Annotated in this window: 21 protein-coding genes and 1 pseudogene; 6 read left to right on the top strand and 16 right to left on the bottom strand. The window is 52.0% G+C overall.

Annotation, left to right across the window (positions count from 1 at the left end; translation table 11 throughout):
* Nucleotides 1-228 precede the first annotated feature (228 nt).
* The 4 genes from CAG65_RS07440 to CAG65_RS07425 form a co-directional block, all read right to left on the bottom strand.
* Nucleotides 229-1,359: a lipocalin-like domain-containing protein gene (locus CAG65_RS07440; RefSeq protein ID WP_161453159.1), complete on the bottom strand. Its 1,131-nt coding sequence runs from the start codon at nucleotides 1,357-1,359 to the stop codon at nucleotides 229-231.
* On the bottom strand, nucleotides 1,360-3,813 hold the full coding sequence (locus CAG65_RS07435; RefSeq protein WP_021705441.1) for an ABC transporter permease: 2,454 nt from the start codon (nucleotides 3,811-3,813) through the stop codon (nucleotides 1,360-1,362).
* Complete coding sequence (locus CAG65_RS07430) at nucleotides 3,794-4,465, bottom strand: ABC transporter ATP-binding protein (protein WP_021705440.1); 672 nt, start codon at nucleotides 4,463-4,465, stop codon at nucleotides 3,794-3,796. The genes CAG65_RS07435 and CAG65_RS07430 overlap by 20 nt, the downstream gene beginning before the upstream one ends.
* 122 nt (nucleotides 4,466-4,587) lie before the next feature.
* Nucleotides 4,588-5,967 (bottom strand): MATE family efflux transporter, encoded by a 1,380-nt coding sequence (locus CAG65_RS07425; protein WP_202599310.1) that lies wholly within the window; start codon nucleotides 5,965-5,967, stop codon nucleotides 4,588-4,590.
* Between the two features lie 98 nt (nucleotides 5,968-6,065).
* Here CAG65_RS07425 and CAG65_RS07420 point away from each other — a divergent pair.
* Nucleotides 6,066-7,495 (top strand): annotated as a pseudogene (locus tag CAG65_RS07420) (DUF2867 domain-containing protein).
* A 38-nt stretch (nucleotides 7,496-7,533) separates the two neighbouring features.
* On the opposite strand, the gene CAG65_RS07415 reads toward CAG65_RS07420, so the two are convergent.
* From CAG65_RS07415 to rsuA, 3 genes are all read right to left on the bottom strand, one after another.
* Nucleotides 7,534-8,193, bottom strand: coding sequence for a DUF2913 family protein (locus tag CAG65_RS07415; RefSeq protein ID WP_161453157.1), 660 nt, complete (start codon nucleotides 8,191-8,193; stop codon nucleotides 7,534-7,536).
* The gene (locus tag CAG65_RS07410; protein WP_021705436.1) at nucleotides 8,193-9,398 is read right to left on the bottom strand and encodes a Bcr/CflA family multidrug efflux MFS transporter; all 1,206 of its coding nucleotides are present in this window, start codon (nucleotides 9,396-9,398) and stop codon (nucleotides 8,193-8,195) included. Before CAG65_RS07410 ends, CAG65_RS07415 begins: the two co-directional genes overlap by 1 nt.
* 327 nt (nucleotides 9,399-9,725) lie before the next feature.
* Complete coding sequence (gene rsuA / locus CAG65_RS07405; protein ID WP_161447594.1) at nucleotides 9,726-10,427, bottom strand: 16S rRNA pseudouridine(516) synthase RsuA; 702 nt, start codon at nucleotides 10,425-10,427, stop codon at nucleotides 9,726-9,728.
* 82 nt (nucleotides 10,428-10,509) lie between these two features.
* Between rsuA and CAG65_RS07400 the strand changes: the two genes are divergently transcribed.
* From CAG65_RS07400 to CAG65_RS07385, 4 genes are all read left to right on the top strand, one after another.
* Nucleotides 10,510-12,252, top strand: a complete 1,743-nt coding sequence (locus CAG65_RS07400) for a DEAD/DEAH box helicase (RefSeq protein ID WP_161453155.1) — start codon at nucleotides 10,510-10,512, stop codon at nucleotides 12,250-12,252.
* 107 nt (nucleotides 12,253-12,359) lie between these two features.
* Nucleotides 12,360-12,719, top strand: coding sequence for a PepSY domain-containing protein (locus tag CAG65_RS07395; RefSeq protein WP_425585317.1), 360 nt, complete (start codon nucleotides 12,360-12,362; stop codon nucleotides 12,717-12,719).
* A gap of 15 nt (nucleotides 12,720-12,734) precedes the next feature.
* Nucleotides 12,735-13,394: a response regulator transcription factor gene (locus CAG65_RS07390; protein ID WP_021705432.1), complete on the top strand. Its 660-nt coding sequence runs from the start codon at nucleotides 12,735-12,737 to the stop codon at nucleotides 13,392-13,394.
* Nucleotides 13,384-14,730 (top strand): ATP-binding protein, encoded by a 1,347-nt coding sequence (locus CAG65_RS07385; RefSeq protein ID WP_161453153.1) that lies wholly within the window; start codon nucleotides 13,384-13,386, stop codon nucleotides 14,728-14,730. The genes CAG65_RS07390 and CAG65_RS07385 overlap by 11 nt, the downstream gene beginning before the upstream one ends.
* 25 nt (nucleotides 14,731-14,755) lie before the next feature.
* On the opposite strand, the gene CAG65_RS07380 is transcribed toward CAG65_RS07385, so the two are convergent.
* Nucleotides 14,756-15,358, bottom strand: coding sequence for a DedA family protein (locus CAG65_RS07380; RefSeq protein ID WP_161453150.1), 603 nt, complete (start codon nucleotides 15,356-15,358; stop codon nucleotides 14,756-14,758).
* 14 nt (nucleotides 15,359-15,372) lie between these two features.
* Nucleotides 15,373-16,104, bottom strand: a complete 732-nt coding sequence (locus CAG65_RS07375; protein WP_161453148.1) for a glycosyltransferase family 2 protein — start codon at nucleotides 16,102-16,104, stop codon at nucleotides 15,373-15,375.
* Nucleotides 16,105-16,504: 400 nt separating this feature from the next.
* On the opposite strand from CAG65_RS07375, the gene rplY reads away from it, so the two are divergent.
* Entirely contained in the window at nucleotides 16,505-16,783 is a 279-nt protein-coding gene (gene rplY, locus CAG65_RS07370; RefSeq protein WP_161453145.1) for a 50S ribosomal protein L25, read from the top strand.
* 298 nt (nucleotides 16,784-17,081) lie between these two features.
* Here the strand turns inward: rplY and CAG65_RS07365 are convergent, their stop codons facing one another.
* The 7 genes from CAG65_RS07365 to CAG65_RS07335 all read right to left on the bottom strand — a co-directional run bounded on the left by CAG65_RS07365 (nucleotide 17,082) and on the right by CAG65_RS07335 (nucleotide 23,070).
* A complete protein-coding gene (locus CAG65_RS07365) occupies nucleotides 17,082-18,095 on the bottom strand; it encodes a contractile injection system protein, VgrG/Pvc8 family (protein ID WP_161453143.1) in 1,014 nt (337 codons plus the stop codon).
* Nucleotides 18,086-18,292, bottom strand: coding sequence for a tail protein X (locus CAG65_RS07360; RefSeq protein WP_161448005.1), 207 nt, complete (start codon nucleotides 18,290-18,292; stop codon nucleotides 18,086-18,088). Before CAG65_RS07360 ends, CAG65_RS07365 begins: the two co-directional genes overlap by 10 nt.
* Nucleotides 18,261-18,743: a phage tail protein gene (locus CAG65_RS07355; protein WP_161453141.1), complete on the bottom strand. Its 483-nt coding sequence runs from the start codon at nucleotides 18,741-18,743 to the stop codon at nucleotides 18,261-18,263. Before CAG65_RS07355 ends, CAG65_RS07360 begins: the two co-directional genes overlap by 32 nt.
* Before the next feature lie 3 nt (nucleotides 18,744-18,746).
* Complete coding sequence (locus tag CAG65_RS07350) at nucleotides 18,747-20,591, bottom strand: phage tail protein (RefSeq protein WP_161453139.1); 1,845 nt, start codon at nucleotides 20,589-20,591, stop codon at nucleotides 18,747-18,749.
* 112 nt (nucleotides 20,592-20,703) lie between these two features.
* Complete coding sequence (locus tag CAG65_RS07345) at nucleotides 20,704-21,024, bottom strand: phage tail assembly protein (protein ID WP_161453137.1); 321 nt, start codon at nucleotides 21,022-21,024, stop codon at nucleotides 20,704-20,706.
* A gap of 68 nt (nucleotides 21,025-21,092) precedes the next feature.
* Entirely contained in the window at nucleotides 21,093-21,599 is a 507-nt protein-coding gene (locus tag CAG65_RS07340) for a phage major tail tube protein (RefSeq protein ID WP_161453136.1), read from the bottom strand.
* Nucleotides 21,592-23,070 carry a phage tail sheath C-terminal domain-containing protein gene (locus CAG65_RS07335; RefSeq protein ID WP_161453134.1) on the bottom strand — a complete coding sequence of 493 codons (1,479 nt, stop codon included), beginning with the start codon at nucleotides 23,068-23,070 and terminating at the stop codon, nucleotides 21,592-21,594. Before CAG65_RS07335 ends, CAG65_RS07340 begins: the two co-directional genes overlap by 8 nt.
* Nucleotides 23,071-23,136 lie beyond the last annotated feature (66 nt).

Raw genomic sequence — 23,136 nt, 5'->3', positions numbered from 1 at the left:
ACAATATACTGAGTGTATCGACTGACGGAATGATCGAAAAATCGCTTGTTTGGAGCTTTAACTTCGGAATTTCCGATATAAAGTTCAATTAACAGCGTATTTTCCGTAATAGTAATATGGTCAGTATAGATAATATGCATTTGATTGCTAAACGCTTAAGACAAGGTTAAAAAAACGCTGGTCAGCCGTCAAAGCCAAACCAGCGTTTTTTTCACCAAGATGCGTAAATCAATAACCAGAAAGCTGCATGAAGCCCTTCGCTTTGTGGCTGCCAATCGCCCTGATTGGCCCTTGCCAGTACGACACTGCAAAAGGTTGCCAGTCTCCGATATTCAGCGCACTGGTAGTGAGATTAATGTGCTGGCTGGGTATGGTAATCTGCCATTGCAGCGGCAAACTCTTCCCATCAATGGAATCAAGAGGCTGCAACGCACGCATCTTGATCTGATTCTCCTCCAATACCACCACTTTCCCGTCATTTCGCATCAGAGTGGCCGAAAGCTGAGGTGCCTGATTCTGATGTCGGAAACGGTTGACCGACAAGATGGTTTCCTCGTCCAGATTAACGACAAACCAATCCCAACCTGATCGGTCCGTATTGAGCAGGTTATTGCCCCACTCTTTACTTAGCCAGGCGGTGCCTTTGACGTTGAATGGTGAGCCATTGCCCAGAGTCAACGTGCCTTTAACTTGTACAAATGGTGCCATGATCGCGTAAGACGCCAAAGGCATTAACTCATGTTTGACCTGGTAGCCTCTCTCGCCGGGCAATACAAATGGCCCTTTGGCGACGTTGGCCAGACTGATTGAAAATGTATCGGTATCAATGGCGAGACTGCCAGGAAATGGTGTGGTGCCAAGAGAGCGCCAAGACCAGTTATCGATCCATAATCTGAAAGGCTGACTCAACATTCCCGCCTGACCGATGCCACCACGGGCGAAGCGTTGCTCGCGCCAGATTTTCCCCTGCCCCGTAATCACAGTCTGCACAATGTATAATTGCGGGCTTTGCCAGCCCGAACGTTCACTGTCATCACTGGCGACACGAATGACCGTCCACTGGATCCCATACGGGTTGCCTTTACGATCTTCGACATTGGCAAAATAGTGCCACCATTCATGTTGATAGCCTTCATGAAAAGCGAAATCCTGTGGCAGCTTAACCGGACTACCCGGCAGCACAGGATCAAAAACATCCTTGGGTTGGGTCAAAAACGGATTCGGTTGTTCGGCTTGTTGCTGAATCGCCTTTTGCCATTCAGGCGCCCACTGACGATACGCGAGATAACCGCATGAACCTACCAACGCCATCAGCACCAGCAATACCAAAATTTTGGATACAAAGATTCGTTTCGTCATTTACAGGGCATCCCTTAACGACTTCATCGGTGTGTTGCGCACCATTCTCAGAACCGGCACTGCGCCAGCCACCATCAGCGCCAGCATCGCCAGACTGATCGACTGAAGATACGCCTCTGGAATAAACTGCAGTTCCAGCGTCCAGCCAAAAGACTGCTTAATGATGATATCCACCACCAAACTCGCCAGTGCTAATCCAAGCGGCATGGCAATCAGTATCGAAATGGCGCCAAAAACAAACAACTGCAAACACCCCATCAGAATCAGTTCTTTGCCCGACATCCCCAAACAGCGCAGCAAAGACACGTGACGCTGCCGAGATGTTTCCCCTGCCAAGGTGGCAAAGAAAATACCGAACACAGCAATCACCAACGTGATGTTACCGAGCGTATCAGCGATGGCGAAAGTCCGGTCAAACACCTTCATCGCCTGACTGTGAATATTGCCATTATCGAATATCCGCTCTGGGTTCAACCGGAAGACAGACTCCAGACGGCGTTTTAAGTCAGCGTGCGGCACACCATCTTTGATCACCACCCCGAGCGCCACATTTCCACCACCAGCAAACGCAGCTAGCCAGTTGCGATGGGAGATCAGCACTTGATTGTATGGGTTACCATAGTCGTAATAGACCCCCACAACCTGCCAGCCTTTGCCAAGCGGACCATAAAGGTTAATCGTATCTCCTGGACGAATATTCATTTTCAGCGCCATGGATTCACTGACCATCACCCCTTTTGAACGATGCAGATGATACCAGTAATTCGGAATACCCAGCTTTACCGTCAGGGACGCCAGTTCGCCTTCTGACGCGCCAGTGCTCACAACCTGAAGTGGGCCGCTGCTGGTAGGAACTTCTTTCTCCCAGCGCCACCACACATCCTGCACTTCCGGTTGCTTACTGAGCCAGTTGCTCATTCGCGGTGCACCGTTGGAGTTTGGATAAATGTAGATGTCGGCTGCGAGTCGCTGAGTCAGCCAGCGATCGGTGGTATCGCGAAAGCTGCCGACCATAGTTTCTACGCCGATATTGGCGGCCATAGCCAACATGAACCCCATGGTGGCCACGCCGCGATAACTCATGCTGGCGGCCGCATCGGCAAAGAACCAGCGCACTTTCACCCAACGCATCGTATAAGAGAAACTGACAAAAGCTCGCCAGATCAAAAACGGAGTGAACAGCGCCACACTGAGCAACATGAAAATGATGATCGCAAAACCGGAAGATTGGGTCTGAGGCGCTTGATACACAGCGACAGCAGCAACACACAAAGCGCAGGCAATCAACGCTTGAACCGTGAATTCCACACCAGCAAAACGCACCAGCGACAACCGAGTCGTTAACCGAATCGGTTGGGCGCGCAGCAGACGAACCAAAGGCCACGCGCATGCCAGTAAGGCACCCAATACCGCCATCAGCAGACTATAACCGCTCGCTTGCCAACTCCACTCCACATCCAGGCCGACATTCGCGTCATACAGATCGCCCAAACTGGACGACACCGATGGAATCAACTGATTAGCCAGCACCATGCCAAATAAGTTTCCGCACAGCCAGCTGATCAGCACCAATGCAAACAGTTCAATCAGCAACGCTTTCGCCAGTTGCCAGCCGGAAACACCGGTCTGGCGCAATATACCGACCAAAGGCTGGCGCTGAGTGAACGACAGCGACATAGCCTGGTAGAAAATGAATAGCCCCACTACAAACGACAACATTCCCATAGCACTGAGGTTGGAATGGAACGCTTTGGTCAGCGACTCCAGCTCTGCGCGGGAGTTACGAGCCAACACCATGCCATTGGGTAGCCCTTGTTTTAGCTGCTGTAATTTTTCATCCGGCATATTGCCACATGCAATCACCGAAAATCCTGAGCTTTTCTCCAACATACGCAGCAGAGAAATATCGGCCACGACCCGCGTACCATTGATGATATCATCATGATCGATCACTACCGGCCCCAAACGACTCCCGTCTTGGAGCGGGATCATGTCCCCACTCTTCCAACGCATATGGCTGGCGAGTTCATCACTGACCATCAACGGATACGGGGGACGCATTAATTTGAGCGCGTCCAGGTCTTTGAGTTGCACACCCGACTGAAATTGCAGCATCGCGACTGGGTCGAGCCCAACCAGGGTCAGATCATTGCCGTTGGCCAAAGTGACTTTGGTGTTTTCAAATGGCACACACTGATTGAACCCTTCGCGCCGCAGTTGAATATAAAAGCCTTGCGGAATTTTGTTGGTTAGGTGTTTAGGCCGGATTCGGTAAGGAAGAGGATTGGCAAAAAGACGTTCACCATGCTCGTAAGCTTCACGGGCATGATGATTAATAGAAGTAACACCAACCAGAAGAGATACCCCTAAGGTCAGACCAAGCCAGACCAGCAGGATTTGAAACGGATAACGTCGGTAATGACCAAGTAGCGCTTTAACTACGGGCCACAACATGCAACTGTCCTCCCTGGAGACGAATACAGCCTTCCATGTGTTCGGCCACTTTTTCACTGTGCGTCACCAACAGCAGCGTGCATTCCAACTGGCGAGTCAATGACGTCAGCAAGCGCATCACCGCTTCTGCGTTACGCTCATCCAGGCTACCTGTGGGTTCATCGGCCAACAGAATTTTGGGTTCCATATACAGCGCTCTGGCAATCGCCGCTCGTTGCTGCTGCCCTCCGGAAACCTCTTCCGGATAGCGTCCGAGCAACGGCATCAAATCCAGTGCCGATAAAATTTGACGCCACAAACCCTGATCATCAGGCAGACCTTTTAACTGACGGCAGAAACGAATATTGTCGGCCACGTTCAGCGTAGGTAGCAAATTAAACTGTTGAAAGATAAGGCCAATATTATTACGACGGTAGGCAGTACGCAGGCTTTCTTTGACTTGATGCATGGCAAAATCCGGGAAGCTGATTGCACCGGAATCGACCGTATCCAAGCCCGCGATCAGATTCAGTAACGTACTTTTTCCTGAGCCGCTTTCGCCCATCAACGCCACTTGATCACCTTGTTTCAGTAACAGATCCGCACCTTGTAATACCGGGTGAAACTCCCCGCCATCGACGTAGCCTTTACACAGGTCTGTTAGCTGTAACATTATTCTCTCAACGGATATGGAAACTGGGTTGAGAATCTACACTAATTCATCGCAGGTAGGAAGCGTTTTGGATAGTGGATCACAGAATATGCATTTATTTGCTCAATGTCACAAATTTATGATTAATTCTCAATCAGATTGCGAATCCACTTACGGCTTTTCATGCGATACAGTGATCCGCCCCATTTCACCACTTCTTCGGTGAGAAACAGGATATAGATGGTCTCCGGCGGCCAGCCCAGCGATATCGCCGCAAACGCAGCCAAAGGAATACCAATCAGCCATTGAGCAATCAGATCCTGTCCGAGACAAAACTTCACATCGCCCCCAGCTCTGAGTACCCCAACAATGACCGTCATGGGCACCGAGCGTAAGACGATGCCAACACATAAAATGACGATAAACTGCTCCGACAATGCGCGCGTCTCTGGTGTCAGTGCACTGAACGCATCCAGAATCGCCCCTTGGGCAATATACAGCAGCAACGCCACACTCAGACCAACCAGGACACTCAACAGCGTCAGGCCCAGCGCTTGGTAATAGACTTCCTCATAGCGCTTCGCACCAATTTGGTTTCCGGTTAATACTGCTGCGGCATTCGACATGCCAATCAACAGACTCAGAGAAATTGACTCTACTGGCGTCATCACAGACAGCGCCGCCAAACCCTGAACACCAGACTGGCCCATGATGGCATGATAAGCAAACAACCCACCCGCCCACGCCAGAAAGTTGAAGGTTGTCGGCATCGACAGTTTAAGAAAGCGCACAACCTTGTCCCAGGTGAGGATCGCTTTAATGTCCTCAGCATAAAAAGCCAGCAAGTGTTGTTTGGCATACAGGTATCCGTACAATGTCGCGACTTCGATTGCGCCACTGAGTACGGTCGCGATCGCCGCTCCCTGAATGCCCATGGCCGGCGCGCCAAGGTTGCCGAATATCAGCACCCAGTTGAAAAATACGTTCGACACTATCCCGATGCCGCTAAAGAAAGTACTGATCCCGGGCTTATGCATGGCGCGCAACCCCACCGCCATACTGGCGACGCAGGCGACCGAACACATACTGACCGAAGTGATCACCAGATACTGACTGCCCAGCGCGTTGACCTGTATTGAGTCAGTCGTTAAGGCCATGATCTGATTTGGAAAAGCCACGAAAAGCACCACTGTCAGCAATGCAAACAACATACTCACCAACCACGTCAGGGCGGTACTCTCCCGCACGCCCTGACGGTTAGACGCGCCCCAGTATTGCGCCGTCAACAGCGCCCCTCCCGTGGTCACACCCACCAACATGATCGTGGTGACAAAAGTTGCCCGGGCTGCCACGCCCACCGCCGCAATCTCAGACTCTCCTAATTGACCCAACATCAGTACGTCCACCAGCCCTCGGCTTGAGAACATAATACTCTGCAAGGTGATCGGCAGCGCGATCGCCATCAGACGGCGAATAAAGTCCCCACGGGTATGAGACAAAACCTGAGAAAGCAACGCCACCATATGACTCCAGTACAAACTATTGATAGCTGAGAAAAAGTTGAGCGGCTATTATACGATTATTGAGTTTGTTTTAACCACATAAAATAGGGACGAGGCGGATGAAAAACGTATTGGTACTTGGAGCATCTGGATACGCGGCTCTCAGCTTTTGCCCTACCTGCTTGAGCAAGGTTACAACGTCACGGCATCGGCGCGCCATATCGACTATTTGCGGGCCAGAACACAACCGCATCCGAATCTGCACCTTCAATTTCTCGACTTAGAAGACGCCAGCGCCACCCAAGCTCTCGTGCCACAGTTTGATCTGGTCTATTTTCTGGTGCACGGGATGGCTGAAGGGCACGATTTTGTAGAATACGAAATGTCACTCGCCGAACACGTGCGCGACGCCCTGCGCGGCAGTCAGGTCACACACCTGATTTATTTGAGTGCATTACAACCGAAACACGGCCACTCCCAGCACCTTCAAGCCCGGCTGAAAACCGGAGAGATCCTACGCCAGAGCCAGATTCCAGTAACCGAACTTCGGGCTGGCGTGATCGTCGGGCCAGGCTCTGCGGCGTTTGAAATCATGCGTGACTTTGCCTACAACCTGCCACTCATGATCGCCCCCAAATGGGTGGACTCTCAGGCCAACCCTATCGCTCTGAGCAATCTCAATCATTATTTACTCGAACTGGCGAAAGAAGCGCCGACAGGCAACATCATTTATGAAGCGGGGGGCCCGGATACCCTGACCTACCGCGAGCAATTTCGAATCATTTGTCAGGCGATTCACAAACCACTTCGTCTGTGGTCAACCCGCTTGCTGACACCAAACGTTGCTTCCTACTGGCTGGCGATGATCACTTCGGTACCATCGAACATTGGTAAAGCACTGCTGGCGGGTATTGAACACGATTACGTCACGGATGGTCGTGCCATCCGTGAAAAGTACCCGCAAACGCTGATCGATTACCGAACCATGGTGGAGAACACTCTCGCCACCGAAGGTAAATTCGTTCGCAGCAACGTGTGGGGGTTTGACCCTGCCGCATTGCAACGCTGGCAGCCCGGGTTTGGCTACTACCCCAAACAAGCAGGCGCCACCATCACTACGACCGCCACCCCAGCGCAACTGTGGCAGGTGATCCAGAAAATCGGCAGCCGCGAAGAAGGTTACTTTTTTGCCAATCCACTGTGGCGCACACGGGAATGGCTGGATATCTTCTTTGGTGGCGGTAAGCCAGTCAGACGCTCTCCGCCCGGCCCTGGGTTAAAGGTTGGCGATTACATCGACTCCTGGAAAGTCATCCGTTGTGAAGAGCAGCATTTCCTGTCGTTGTTGTTTGGTATGAAAGGTCCGGGGCTGGGCCGATTGGAGTGCACGATCATCGATCACGGCACGACACGCGAACTGAACATTACGGCCTGGTGGCACCCACAAGGCTTTCCCGGTTTGCTCTACTGGTTCGCCATGTTACCCGCACATCTGTTTATTTTTAAAGGCATGGTTAATGCCATTGTGCGAAAAGCACGCCAGGCGTGACATAAAAAAGCCCGCTCATCTGTGAGCGGGCGCTTGTATTACGTGTCGGCTTGGAACGACAGCGGGATTTCCGCCAGTTGTTCGCCCTGGTTCCCCGGGTAAATCAGGTATTCCCCGTGATACTTCACGTTGGATTTATAGTCCGTGACTTTATGCACCATGAACCCCGCATCGGTCGCCTGGTCAATAAATTCAGCGTGATTACCGCGCACAAACCAGCTCATCGGTTTCACCAGCGTGTCACCATCAAAACAGCTGTCACATTGATCCGCGCACAGGGCCAAAGAGTTCTGGCCTTCGGTAAATATCTGTATTTTACCTTTGTTTATCAACGGCTCTGAGGTCGACACTTCCCAACCGGCAGTTTCCATCCGATCGAGAAACGCCTCCACATCGCTGTCGAGGATCTTTTTTTCCCCCTGCGCAAAACAGCGGGCGTAGAACGCCGAGATGCGTTTAAACAAGAAAAGAAGCCCAGCCTCGTTCCCTTTTGAACGTCCGGCCTTTTGCCAACGCGTCAGGTCATTACCGACACAACGCGGAAAACGCTGGGTTTTCAGCGCTCGCGTCACCCAGCGCACCAGATAATGATTATTGGCGACCGGCGCATCCGCCAGCTTGCCGGCTTTGTGCTCTGCCGCCATGTCAGCCAGCGCACTGTTGACCAGGTTTTGGATTTCTGTTGAGTAATTCGACACTATGCTTTTCTTCCCAAAGTCCAGTAGAAACCCGCAGATAATACTGAACATACGCTCATCATCAAGATCATTGGCCAAACATAACCACTTGGCATCGCCGCTACCACGGCACCAATCAGTGAACCAGTGCCAAAACGTAACGTCCCCGCCAATGAGGAAGCCGTGCCCGCCATGTATGGATAACCACTCAGAAGCAGGCCCATTGAATTACTGCCGATGGTCGACAGTGTCCCGATGAACATCACCACGAACGGCACAGTGCCCCACAATCCGAGATCCAGTACCCAACCGGTAAACAGCCCAATCCCGGCGATCAACTGCACCGTCAAGCCAAAACGTAGCATGTTGTGTGACCCCACTCGTTTCACCAACCGGCCGTTGATGCTGGTCATGACGATCATCGCCACAATATTAAGGCCAAACAGGTAACCAAACTGGTTCGGTGTCACACCATAGATATCAATATAGACAAACGATCCGGCAGTGAGGAACGCAAACATGCCAGCAAAGGAGAAACCACCGGAGAGCATCAGTCCCATTGCCACCGGGTTTCGCAGCAGACGGGCATAGTTGCGCAGTGTACTGCCAAGACGCAATGGTTGGCGCTTCTCCACCGGTAACGTCTCCGGAATCATCCACAGTACCAGCGCCATGACAACAACCGCGAACGCGACCAGTACCCAGAAAATAGAACGCCAGCCAAACCAAACCGCCAGATGTCCACCAATCATCGGTGCCACCAGCGGCGCAATTGTGATCACCAGAGTGACGAACGACATGGCGCGGGCAAAATCCTCGCGGTCAAACATGTCACGCACCACCGCCTGAATAATAACGGCCGCCGCCGCGCCAGCAAAACCCTGCGCAGTCCGCACGTAGGTCAACGCATCAATATCGTTGGTTGCTGCACTGACAAACGCTGCAATACCAAAGAACAACACTCCGAGAAACAACACCGGCTTGCGACCATAACTGTCGGCAAGTGGCCCGTGGATCAACTGACCAATTGCAAAACCTGCAGTGTAAGCGGTTAAGGTGATTTGCACCTCACCCGCCGTCACACCGAGATCGCGAGCAATTTCCGGCATGGCCGGTAAGTACATATCGATCGCTAGCGGTGTTAACGCACCGATAGCGCCCAAAACAACAAACAAGAGAAAACTGATGTGCGGTGTACTTTGTGTTTGTGCGGTTTTTTCTGACATAAATCTCCCACTCGGTGGCCAATTTTGCTGCAGTTTTCCCAACCGCAACCAAACAGAATACAGTGAATGATGACAACCCAGAGCAGATAAAAAGGTGTACTCAATTCACCACTTCTGCTGAAGTTGTGAATTTAAATGGTAAATTAGACTCGGATTGTCGTTCATCCGCCAGAAACAGAGGAAAGGCATGGCGGATGAAAGGACAGCAATACCAACAACTCAATCCATAAGTAGTGGTATATTTGTGATCTGGATATCGTATGTTCCGGGAATTGCAGGGGAAATACTAGTTCCAAATAGGAAATAAACTATTTCCAAGATGGAATACTATTTCCACACAGACGCCACTTCTTCCTCAGTCAGATAGCGGTACTCACCCGGTTCGAGAGTGTCGTCAAGTTCAATGGCACCAATACGTTCACGATGCAGATGTTCAACTTTATTGCCCAGCGCCGCGAACATGCGTTTCACCTGATGGTATTTCCCTTCAGTGATGGTCAGCAGCACTTCTTTTTCATCCGCGTCCACAATCTCCATCTGTGCCGGCAAAGTCAGCTCACGTTCATTACGCAGTTGAATTCCCTCAGCAAACTGCGCCGCGTAATCAGCACCAATCGGATCCGCGAGCCACACGCGGTATGTTTTTTCACATTTATGCTTGGGGGACGTAATACGGTGAGACCATTTTCCGTCGTCGGTGATCAACACCAGCCCCGTCGTATCCACATCCAGACGGCCAGCAAAGTGCAAGGTATCCATCTTCACTTCATCGAGCAGAACAAACGCTGTGTGGTTGAATCCGTCTTCATGAGAACAGACATAGCCATCCGGTTTAAACAACATGATGTAGCGCGGCCCATGGACTCGCAACTCTCTGTCCTGCCACTCGACCACGCACGATTCAGTAACTTTGACAGAACCGCTCTTTTGCACCACCTCGTTCACTGTCACTTCGCCGCTTTTCAGGATTTTGGTCGCTTCTTTGCGTGTTGCACCTAATGCCTCACACAGAAATTTATCTAAACGCATGAATACCTCATCTAGTCAGGGTCAGGTATTATATACCCAACCTACTTCATTGCCAGATTAGTTGATCGATTTCACAATTCAGATGTATACCTTACGCCCCTATCAGGCCGACTCCGTCAAGGCCGTTGTCCACTATTTCCGTCAACACACTACACCTGCGGTCATTGTACTGCCGACTGGTGCCGGCAAAAGCCTGGTCATTGCCGAATTAGCCCGCCTAGCCAAAGGCCGGGTTCTGGTGCTGGCACACGTCAAGGAACTGGTTGAACAAAACCACGCCAAATACGAAGGTTACAACCTTAAAGGGGCAGTCTTTTCCGCCGGGCTTGGCCGTAAGGAAACCAACCAACAAGTGGTCTTCGCCTCCGTACAGTCCGTCGTGCGTAATCTGGATGAATTCAAAAACCAGTTTTCGCTACTAGTGATCGATGAATGCCACCGGGTGCCAGAAGACAAAAACAGCAGCTATCAGAAGGTGATCGCCCATTTAAGCGAACTGAATCCCGGCATCAAGGTGCTCGGTCTGACCGCCACCCCCTATCGCCTTGGTATCGGCTGGATATATCAGTACCACACCCGAGGCCAGGTACGCAGCGACGAAGCACGTTTCTTCCGCGACTGTATCTTTGAACTCCCCATTCGCTACTTGCTGGACGAAGGTTTCCTGACCCCGGCCCGCATGATCGATGCGCCAGTACTGAGCTACGATTTCTCGCAATTGAAACCCGCCAGTACCGGACGTTATAAAGAATCGGAGCTGGATATGGTGATCGAGCAGTCAAAACGTGCCACGCCACAAATCGTTGATCAGATCATTCACATGGCTGCCGATCGTCAGGGCATTATGATTTTCGCAGCCACCGTGCGACATGCGCAGGAGATCTACACTCTATTACCAGACGGTGAAGCGGCTATTGTGATAGGCGACACGCCCACCCCGGAGCGGGACGATATCATCCAGCGATTTAAACAGCGCGAAATTAAATATCTGGTCAACGTCTCGGTCTTGACCACCGGCTTTGATGCCCCGCACGTCGACCTGATTGCCATCCTGCGTCCAACCGAGTCGGTCAGCCTTTATCAGCAGATCGTCGGCCGTGGCCTGCGTCTTTCCCCGGGAAAAAAAGAGTGCCTGGTATTGGATTACGCGGGCAACAGCTACGATTTGTATCAACCGGAAGTGGGCAATCCGAAGCCAGATTCCGACAGCGAAATCATCACCATTCCGTGCCCCGCCTGCGGCTTCAATAACAATTTCTGGGGCAAGCTCGACAGCAACGGATTCCTGATTGAACACTTCGGCCGCAAATGTCAGGGCTTTTTTACTGACGACGAAAGCGGAGAGCGTGAACATTGTGATTATCGCTTCCGCGCCAAATACTGCGGCCAGTGTGGCGCAGACAACGACATTGCCGCCCGAATCTGTCACGAATGTGACGCGACATTAGTGGACCCGGACAAAAAACTGAAAGAAGCACTGAATCTCAAAGATGCACTGGTGTTTGAGTGTGCGGAGATGGACATGTCAGTTCATAAAGACGCCAATGGCAAATCGCAACTGCGCATCACTTATCACGGAGACAATCAGGCTCAGGTACATGAGTTCTGGTCGCTGAGCACGAAAAAGCAGAAACAAACGTTTAAAGATCAGTTTGTCCGCCCGCATCTGGCCGACAAACACCGGCCGTTTGATGAAGCCTCACCAACAAAAGTGGTGGCCCATCAACACCGTTTTCGTCCTCCGCAATTTGTCATTGCGCGCAAAGTTGGCCGTTTCTGGAAACTGAGAGACAAGATTTTTGAAGATGAGCTGCAAAATCGCTGAGTGCTGTGATTCACTTTCCATTCATCTCAGCTCACTTATACTGAGGAAAGAGTCAAACAGCAGGTCCGAATATGTTGAATAAACGATTGAAAACATTGTTACTTATCATGCTTGCCGGCAGCACGCTGCAGTTGGCAATAGCGGCGGACGACACACAAAACGGTCATGCCCTGGTTCAAGACGCCTATAAAGAAGGGGCTCGGATCGAGTTCGACGAAGATCAGGATGAAGTCTTCGATGCGGTACAACAAGGGCTGATCCAGCCGTTTTCTGCTCTGTACAAAACCGTCGATCAGCAACTCAATGGCCGCTTGATCAAGGTTGAGCTGGAAGAAGACGACGATCAATGGATTTATGAACTCAAACTGGTGCATGATAACAACATTATTAAAGTGGAATACAACGCCACCACGCTCGAAATGATTGAGATCAAAGGGCGCAACCTGCACGATGTCATCAAAAAATAGAGAAGAACAACAACAATGAAAATACTGGTAGTGGAAGATGAGCCACGTCTTGGCGAGCAGATTATTGAATTACTTGAACAAAACGGCTGGGTTCCGGAGCTGTCCCAGGATGGAATTGATGCACTCTACCGGGCAACCTCAGAGGACTGGGATGGCATCGTACTCGATCTTGGCCTGCCTAAACTGGATGGCCTGACGGTACTGAAAGGCATCCGCGATGAAAACATCAACACTCCGGTGATCATTCTCAGTGCCCGGGACACACTGTCGCAACGGGTGGAAGGTCTGAACGCCGGCGCCGATGATTATCTGACCAAGCCGTTTGAAATGGTCGAGTTGGTGGCCCGCCTGCGAGCGCAATTACGCCGGGCATCCGGTAACGCCTCCCCCATCATGCAAATGGGGGACCTCAGCCTGGATACCCGCACGTCGAAAGTCATGTGGCAGGGACAGGCCATCAGCCTTACCGCACTCGAATACAAAGTGGTCGCCTACTTCATGCACAACCCGGACAAAGTCATCTCGCGCACCGAGCTGGTTGAGCACATCTACAAACAAGATTTTGACCGTGACTCTAATACCATTGAAGTTTTTATCGGGCGGATCCGCAAAAAAATAGCACCGAACATCATAAAAACCGTCAGAGGCCTGGGATATCAGCTCAATGCCGGATAAAGCCAGTTACATTAAACGCCTCAGTCTCAAAAGCCGTCTGCTACTCGCGGCGGCGTTGTGGCTGTCGGCCATGATACTGGCCGCCGGTATCGGTATTCCGCTACTGGTAAAAGACTACCTCGTCAGTGACGCAAAATCTCAGCTCCATCTGTCAATGGATGAAATCGCGGCCAATATTGAAACCGACCGCAACAACCGGCTTGATCTGTCGGCACGCTTGTCTGACCCTCGTTTTAGCCAGCCATACAGCGGCTTGTACTGGACCATTCAGAGTGACAAACAAACGTTGCGCTCTCGCTCACTGTGGGACAAAAACATCACCGCTGAAAAACGGGGACCGGTTCTGGTGATCAAAGGCGCACGCGAAGAGCCTTTGATTACCATCACTCAAACCCTGTATTTGCCTGAGTTTTCCGAACCCATCCGGGTGATGGTTGGCGTCGATGAAGCACCTATCGGTAGCGCAGTGAAGCGTATTACCGGACAGCTATGGATCATCCTCGGCATGCTGTTTACCGGGGTTTTGATTTTGATCGGCGTGCAGGTCAGCTGGTCATTGCGGCCATTAACCAAGATGCAGAAGGAGCTCGCGGAACTGAAAGATGGCAATAAAGATGCACTAAGCTACAACTATCCGCGCGAGGTATCACCTCTGGTCTCGGATCTTAATGCGCTGCTGTTTCACTATCAGGACTTGCTTGCTCGCGCCCGTAATCACGCCGGTAACTTATCCCATGCACTGAAAACGCCGTTGTCAGTGCTGCGTAATGAAATTGGTATTATGCAAAGTGACGAAAAAAGTCGCCTGCTGGCGCCCGTCGAACAGATTCAGAACCAAATCGATTACCATCTTGGCCGGGCTCGGATGGCTGGTTCGATGAACATTCTGTCGGTTAAAACCAAGCCGGCCGAGCGCGTCGACTTTATTTCGCTCGCATTCGACAAGGTGTACGCGCATCGAGGTATCGTCGTGGTCAACGAACTCGACTCCGATCTCGAAGTGGCTGTAGATTCTGCCGATCTGGATGAAATGATCGGCAACGTGCTGGAAAACAGCTACAAATGGGCCAATTCTCTGGTCCGGGTGCATGCTGAGCCCGCAGCCGACAAAGGCGATGTTCGCCTCTGCCTTGAAGACGATGGTCCGGGGATTGCAGAATGCAACCTGCACAAAGCGATTGAACGTGGCGTGCGTCTGGACGAGAAGACACCAGGCACCGGTCTTGGACTGAACATTGTCAGCGAAATGGCTCACAGCTATCGTGGCAAACTGGATCTCGAACGCAGCAGCATGGGCGGCCTGAAAACGGTTCTGACCATCAAAAAAGCCCACTGATAAAACCGGAGCCTGCACTCTGGTTTTATCGTCTTGTCTCAGCCTGAGGTTGAGCACGCCACCAAACATAAGTGCCGTACCCTATTACCAGACTGAGTCCGGCTGCTCCTGAAAACCAACCGCTGTGCGTCTGTAGGTAACGAATCACCGAATCGGCGTACGGCAACAAAGGTAACCCGGCTGCTAATGCGTATCCCCACAAGACAAATTGCCCCACTCCGAGTATCAACCCAACCGTGGCAAATAAAGAAAAACGCCGCCAGCGCATTTGCTGTGTGCCGGCGATAAAGGGCACCACCCAAGCGACCGGCCCCAGCAAACGGGCCACCATCAGCACCGCATGGCCTTTATCTCTCATCAGCTTTCGGCAACGTGCGATAGGCCGCCTCGCTCCAGGCTGCCAACGGATCAGCTTAGACTGAACTCGCCGACCAGAGATACGCCCTATCCAATAGCTGAGTTGATCACCAAAGAAGCCGCCAAGCAATACCCAAATCACTGCAAGCGGTGTGCCTTGATACCATTGATACCCAGCGGCCAGCAAAAACGGCTCACCGGGTACAAACAGGTTCGGTCCAATCAACGCATCAAGAAACGCACCGAAGAACAACCCAACAGCGCTAAACATCTGCACCTACGGCGTTAGTTTTGTTCTCGGTAATGACCAAAGCGATACTCCATCTCATTGTTACGCATTTCTCCGAAAAATAATCGACGCACATTGGCTTTCAGATAAAACCACCCCATCCGGAAAAGGCCTTCCTGATCAAGACGTCGAGGATCAAACCCAAACGTCATTTTGAGAAAGCGAAAACGCCAGGTTCTTCCCGCTCGGCGAACGTAATCACAGTCCTCACACAGCGTAATGTGTTCATCAAATCCTCCCACTTCCTGATGCGCTCGGCGGGTTGAAAAAATACACGCCCCCACCGCTGTCGGAAATGCAAATTGGGTAATAAACAGGCCCGCATTGAACAGGCCATAGCCGACTTTGTGCATCAGTGGCAGGCCATTCGCCCCCATGTAGACGCCCGCCACCTCCAGCTTACGCGATTCCAGGTCACTGAGCGCATTGGCGAGAAAGTTAACCGGCAGGCGCACATCTGCATCCAGAAACAACAACCGCTCATGCTGTGCTAATTCCGCGCCGGTATTGCGCCCCAGGCTCACACCGCGATCGTCCATGCGGTGCACGGTCAATGAAGGCAAGCTCTGCCCATATGCTCGAGCCATATCGCAGGTGGCGTCATCGCTGTTGGAGTCCACCAGAATCACTTCAAACTGACGATAGGACTGCTTGCTCAGATCCTCCAGTAAGCGGCCAATACGTTTCTCTTCATTCAAAGTGATGACGACTATACTTATCGGTTGCATCATCTCTCCTTAGTTGCTGTGAGTGTATAGTCAGCTTACTCATCGCAGGCTTAATCCCGCGTGAGGACATCATTCAGATTCGATTCAGCTTCAATACAACCCATCACTTTGGCATGCTTGTTAGCCTTCACGATGCGATATTTCACACAATACACGGTATAATCAGAGGCTATCTTCAGGTGACCTCCGCGTGACTTGATGCATTAAGCAGCAAACGCTGATTAATTCACTGAACCCCGGTCGAATAGCCCCTAAATCTATTGCTCAGAAATGGATACAATGGTAGTATCCGCGCTCGCTCTGACAGTAACGTTTCGTTATGTTTCGGAGCCTAACCATTGCAGCAAGGTCGCATTGCAGCAATGACACGTTTTTTAATACTTTTTTGAGAGTAATTACTATGAAATTTGAAGCAGTAGTACGTACTGAGCTAGGTAAAGGTGCGAGCCGCCGCCTACGTCACGCTGGTCAATTCCCTGCTATCGTTTACGGTGGTGAGGCTGCGCCAGTATCTATCGCTCTGAACCACGACGACATCATGAACCAAATGGACAAGCCTGAGTTCTACGAAGGCATCGTTCTGGTTATCGATGGCGCAGAAGTGAAAGTTAAGCCACAAGACGTTCAACGTCACGCTTTCAAGCCAAAAGTTGAGCACATGGACTTCATCCGCATCTAAGTCTCCTTACCAGAGAATTTATCGGATTTAATCCAGCCTTTTGCATATATCAGATTATCGGCCTTACCAACCGAGAGATCTAAAAATTAGACAGCCCGATGCTACCAACATCGGGCTGTCGCCTTTCTAAAGCCTTAAAAATCCCAATATCCCCATCTAAAACAACCACTTTAAATAACCCACCAATTTATGGGTGTATTTAGGGTGTAGTTAGGGTGTAGTTATACAGTACTTGGATCTTTTGTCTTTTTAACAGGATCTGCTTAGCAATAGCCCTTCAAAACCATCTCTTAAAAGACTATTTTTTTGCGCCATCGTCACAGTCAAAGGTTACCGTGATCCCGCCTTTCTTGCGCAAGTTCTTCACCACCGTTTTGATTCGCCAGGTCTTATCACTTATCTCCGGGCGAAAGCCAACCGGCTTTAAATGCCCTTCCGCAAATGCTTTCAATAAACTCGGCGTTGCTTCGGTCGTGCAAGTGAACGTATCACTGCCACTGGTGATTTCTTTACCCCGAGAACGAACGGCCGCAGCCGCTTCCTCTTGGTTAGGATAGGTATACACAATTTCGAAAACCGGCTCACCAGAGCCATAGCGCTCCGTGCCCATTTTCCCCGTGTCAGCGTTGTGCCATTTGGCCACCGCGCTGCTGATTTTCGTCCGGCTGTTTGAGCGATACGTATAACCCGAGCAGCTGCTGGCCATCACTTCACGAACGGGTAACTTTTTGCTGCCGGAGGCGTTCTTCCCTTCCCCCTCTTTGATCAACGTCCAGTGTCCATTGGCCACTTTTGATACGGCGCTAAACTGACGCGATAGTCGGGTAAGCATCGCCATGTCAGACTCTCCGGTCTGGTCGATGTGCTCCAGGCGAATCTGAGCCAGTTCATTGGCAATAATCGGAGTCAGGTTGTTTCTGGCTGAAACGGTTTTTAACACGTCTTCCAGTGTCACATCGTCCCAGCTCTGCGTTCTCTGACTCTGCAGGCTGGTTCCTTGTCCCTGGCCGCTCAAAGGCGTGGAGTGCGCTTTGATGGTGACGGTTTCCGGCCAGCCTTTGACCTCAATGACCGACACCACAAACGCCCCCTGAGAAACGTATTCACCATTAAACCCCAGCGACACGCGCAGCCAGGCATTCTTGCCCGGCAGCTTGCCGATTTTGCTGCCATCTAACTTCAACGTCAGTTCATCGGCCTTACTACCGCTGTGGTCAGTCAATGTCAGTTCAAGAAGACAGGCATTAATCCGCTGCGTGATGTCTTCCCCGTCCGCACTGAGCAAAAACCCCGGCCGATAGTTCAACTCCATAGGACATCCTCATCATCTTGCGACGGCGGTGTGTAATCCGGCAAAGTAATGATCAGACCCGCCTGAAGCTTGGTCCCTTGGTCCGCCAGTTTAGGGTTCGCCTCAAGTACCGCGATAACCGCTTGCTCAGTGCCGTACTCTTGATAACAGATGTCGTCCAGCACATCACCGTCCCGAGTGAGATAACGTTTTGCCATAAAAAATCAGATCCGCTGAAAATTGCTGTTTTTTCGGTACCCCAGCTTTCATATGCCGGGGCTGTGTTTCCGTCACGTTCGTCAGGCACCAGTACCCCATAACATCACCAAGGCCGGAGGTCAGAAGAAATGGCTCGGCTTTGTTTCCAAGCGTTACCAGTTGTTCAATCTGATTGATCCCCACGTTGGCGAACTCCGGGTATACCGTGCCCGTCAATCGAATGGTCGGATTATCCGCGCCAGTAAACTGGAGGCTCGCATACTGGCCAAAGCGATTGATGGGCGACCAGGTCCAGCTGTGCGTCTTAACCAGCTCCTGATAGGCGAGCGTGGTGATTGAAAACTTCACCTCTCCCGCCGTCATCATCACATCGTTAGCCACCGTGTTAGGGGTGGGCGATGTGTACGCCCGCCCCATTGACGTGCTCAGGCTGTTAAAATCAAAATCCATCGTTTACTCGCTATAGCTGTAGTCATACATGGCGCCGCTGTTGTCAGACAGTTTGTCCGCTACGGAACGACCAATCTCTTCATTGGACTGACCCGGTTGCGTCACGACTTCGATTTTTTCCACGGTATTGTTGTTCTGAATGGTGGTTTGACCTTTACTCGCCGATTCGGTGTCCGACAATACCGCGTTTGCTCTCGCCGCATAGCCATAGCCGCCTGTGTAACCGCTCGAACTGGCCGAACGACGCTGCGAATAACCGTAAGGCTCGACCTGGCGTGGCGATGATGCCGACTCTTCCTCGTCATCCCAGAATTTCAGGTCATCCACAAAACCACTGACCTTTTCCCAGGTTTCCATCACCGCACCGACCGATTGGTCGAAAATCGCGGTAACTTTTCCCCACATCGAGGTAAAGAACGACGGAACCGCTTCCCAGTGGCCCGCAATCATCTCAATTGGTGACCAGTCAAAGAGGCTTTTAATGGTCTCAAACGTCTCCGGAAAGGCCGTTTTGAACCATTCCAACTTACCAGCAAACCATGCGGTGACTTCATCCCAGTTCTGATAGAGCAAGATGCCTGCCGTGGTCAGCAACCCCACCGCTGCGGCCACTGCCCCTATCGGGTTCGCGGCCATCACCGCATTCAGACCTATCATTACCGTTTTGGCCGTCTTAAGTGTGGTAATCATCGTTGTGATGCCCGTCACCACCGACGCAATGCCGATCACCATCTTGCCTGCCAGCATCCCGGCAACCAATGCCCCGGCCGACTCCCAGCCACCAAAGAACTGCACCACATCGTTCACACTGCTGCCCAGTTCATACAGTGTAGTCGTCAGCCGGATGGAACTGTCCACAACCCCGGTCACAAAGTCCACAATACCGGCTTTGTTTTCCGAAAACACACGCGAGACGGTCTGGCTGAGTTCACTGAGCTGCGGCTCAAGTGCCCCGCCCACCACGCCAGCCACTTCCTGCCAGGAACTGGTGACGGCCGTCAGTACATTGTTCCAGGCATTGTTGTACCGAAATGCCCCATCCGCACCTTGCGTGGTCAGACTGTTGATCCGCTTCTGTGCATCCAGCAGGTCATCCAGACTTTTCCCGCTATTTCGGATGTACGTAACTACCTTGTTACCCTCTCCGCCAAACAACATGTCGGCCAGGCTGGCCGCTTGTTGTTTATCGGACACCCTTTCAAGGCGGCGCATCACAAACTCAAACTGCTCAGCCGCGCTGAGACCATCGAGCATCGCCTTATCAATGCCAAGCTTGCCGAAGACATCCGCGACCGAGGACTGCTTACCCAGCGCCTTGAACTCACCAAACTTATTGGTCAGCTCTTCAACCATATCACCGGTGCTCTCGGCGTTCAGACCCGCCTGTTGAGCCACTCCGCCCCAGGCTTTGAACTGTTCAATGCTCATGCCATAGGCTTTGGCTAGTCCCACTTGCTCGGCCGTCTGAGCGTTGGTCACACTCATCAATCCGGTGACAGCCATCGTCAACCCTGTTACCGCGCCAGTCGTCGCCACAGCGTGCCCGGTAACGGATTTGAGTGTGCCGCCAATGTCGGACGCCGCGCCAAACCCTTCAGCTGAGCGACGCGCATCATCAATTTCTCGGTCCAGCGCCTGGTAACGTTTGGTCAGCAGGCTGACATCGGCTCCGGCCATCTTGGCTTTTTTGATTTGCTTGGTCAGCTTGCCCTGCTCACGCTCCAGGCTTTTAACCTGTTTGGTGGCTTTACCAAGCTCACGGTCCACCGTGCCCGCCATGTTACCGAACGAGGCATCCACAGCGCCGCCAAGCGTGACCACCGTTTTCAGATTTTGGGCTGTGCTCATCCCTTACCTCGTTTCTTTTTAGGCAGCATGTCGGCAAAATTCAGCAGCCGGTCAATATCCAGCGATTCAAGCTCAGAAAGTTGCCATCCGGTGTGGGTGGCAACGTTGAACATCACTCGGTCTCTGGCGCTTTCGTCGAGCTCGTCGAGGGCGTAGAGAATCCGATGTACGTCGTCGCGCACTTTCCCAAATCCAGCATGTCCATTTTTGCGATCACGGATTCAGGCTGGTCAGTCAGACGCGCATACATGGCGATATCACGGTCAAAATCGTCATACAGATCGCCCCCTGTTCGTTTTTTCGGGTTGGTTTTGCTGCCGTACTGGGTTTTCAGCCAGATGTGATCCCGTACTTTCGGACGGCGCATTTCCAGCACCGTGATGTCGTTGTCGTCTTCGTCTTTAATCGGGTAGTCAAGCGTGATTTTGTTCATGGTATTACGTCCATAAAAAAGCCCCCGACCGAAGCCGGGAGGCGAACTGTGAAAGAAAGGATGAAAGGTTATTTGCCCAGTGCGCGGCGATACTCCGCCAATTGGTCCACACCGTTGATGACGCGCACCAGGTTGGGCGGGTCAATTTCATGAATGATCTCGTCATTCACTTCATAGCGGTAGTAACTCAACTTCATGGTGTAGCTGTTGGCGTTAAAGGCGCCGCCACTTTTAGTGCCCGGGTCAACTTTGGTCAGTTTGCCGCGCAGCTCTTCGACCACTGGCCGAACCCGGCCTGTTTCGTCGTCTTCAATCGCTGAGCGAACAAACACGGCGATCTTCTTTCCGTCCTTTTTGATGCCGAACAGCGCCAGCACATCAGGGTCTTCACCCATTGACCAGCCCGCTTCCATTGGTGCCATGCCCATGTCCATCGGCGTGGCCATGTCCATCCCACCCGCTCGGAAGTCTTCCGTCTGCACTTCCAGAACCGGCGCGGTGTAGTCAATCACATCACCAACCTTGTCACGGCCATCGATGTAAAGGCCGAAATATTTACGAGCCCAGTTAGACATTTGCAATTACCTCTTCTAAATAGCCGTTGTTGAGGCGAGAGCGGAAGATCAAATGCTCTGCCGGGTAGTAGACGCCAAAATCAAAGTCGAAATAGACCACACCTTGCGCCATGGTTTCTGGCGTATTCAGATCTTTGTCCAGCCATGTGGAGCCGCCGGGGATGATCCCTTCGAACTTCAGTTGACGCATGTAGGCCTGAACCCCACCAATCACATCCTGTAAATACTGCGTGGTGCCCGGACGGTCCACGGCCCACAGGTGAGCACGCTCGATGCTGTCATTGATCATGTCCGCAGTGCGGCGCACGCACTCAAACGTCCATTTCGGGTCAATCGAGCAAGAGCGGTTACCCCAGAACCGGAAACCACCTTCACGGATGACCGTAGAAACTTTGTTCTCATTGAGAATGTTGGCAACGGTGTTCGGATTGTTCAGTTCCCACTCCACCGGTTGCCAGGTACCCACAATGCCGTAAATTTCCTGGTTCGACTTCGACCAGTGCACCCCTCTCTCGTTATCAATACGACAGCGCAGACCCGCCGCAAATTCAGAGGTCGGGCGTGGGACCACGGCGCCGGTTTCCGAGTCCTGCACTTTCACATGTGGCCACTGGATTTCGACCCGGGTGCCAAACGAGCGTGCGCGCTTCATGGCGTCGGTGTAGGACGCATTCAAAGCACAATCTACATAAGCAAAACCGCGCAGCTTCGCCGCCTGCGTTTCCAGCGCTTTGGCCACGCCATCAATATGACTGAAGTTAGGCGCGATCAGGATACGCGGTTTGTAGCCTACTTCGGTGCGCGCTTCAGAGAACTTCTCAATCGCACGGATGATGTTCGCACCTTCCAACTCTTGTGCCGTTTTCGGCTCAGCGCGAACCGCCACTACAAGCGCGCCGGTCTGTTTCATGATGCTTTCCATCGACTTGTAAGCATCGGTAGATTTGCCAATCTTCTCGGCCATTTTCAGACTGCCGGTAATCGCCACCGGTTTGAGGACTGGGAACGGCTCATCGTCACCGCCAGACAAGTACTGTTTGGTGACGGTGACCGCAACCGAAGTGCCCGGGTTGCCATTGGTCAGAGAGGCGGTGACCAGTGCCTTGGCCTCAGCGTGCGCGTTGATCGCGTCCACTACCTCTGTGGCAGTGGATGTTGGTGCTGATTCGGCATCGGTGGCCAGTGATACGGTGATCGCCTTACCTGCCACACTGACCGACAAGACCTGGTCTGCGTCGGTTGGGGCGATGATGGTCAAGTAAATGCCGTTGCCATCCAGACCCGCTTCGACGGCCGTTAAAGTGATGCCATCATCGAGCGCAGGCGAACCAACGGTCAGCACAGCGGCCACCGCGCTCGCTACCGCATCCGATTCAAAAGCAAAACCAATTACTGCGGTTTTCACGGTGCTGATGCTGCGAATGCCGTCGTCCATTTCGACGACTTCACAACCATGTAAAAATTGCGCCATGGGAGATTCCTGTTTAGTCGGGTAATAAAAAACCCCGCCAAGGCGAGGTCATGAGGAAATAAAAAA

The sequence above is a fragment of the Vibrio sp. V39_P1S14PM300 genome (genome assembly GCF_009904765.1).
Lineage (GTDB): Bacteria > Pseudomonadota > Gammaproteobacteria > Enterobacterales > Vibrionaceae > Vibrio > Vibrio proteolyticus.
Note: the sequence above shows the minus strand (reverse complement) of the source record. Positions and strands in the feature narration are given on the sequence as shown.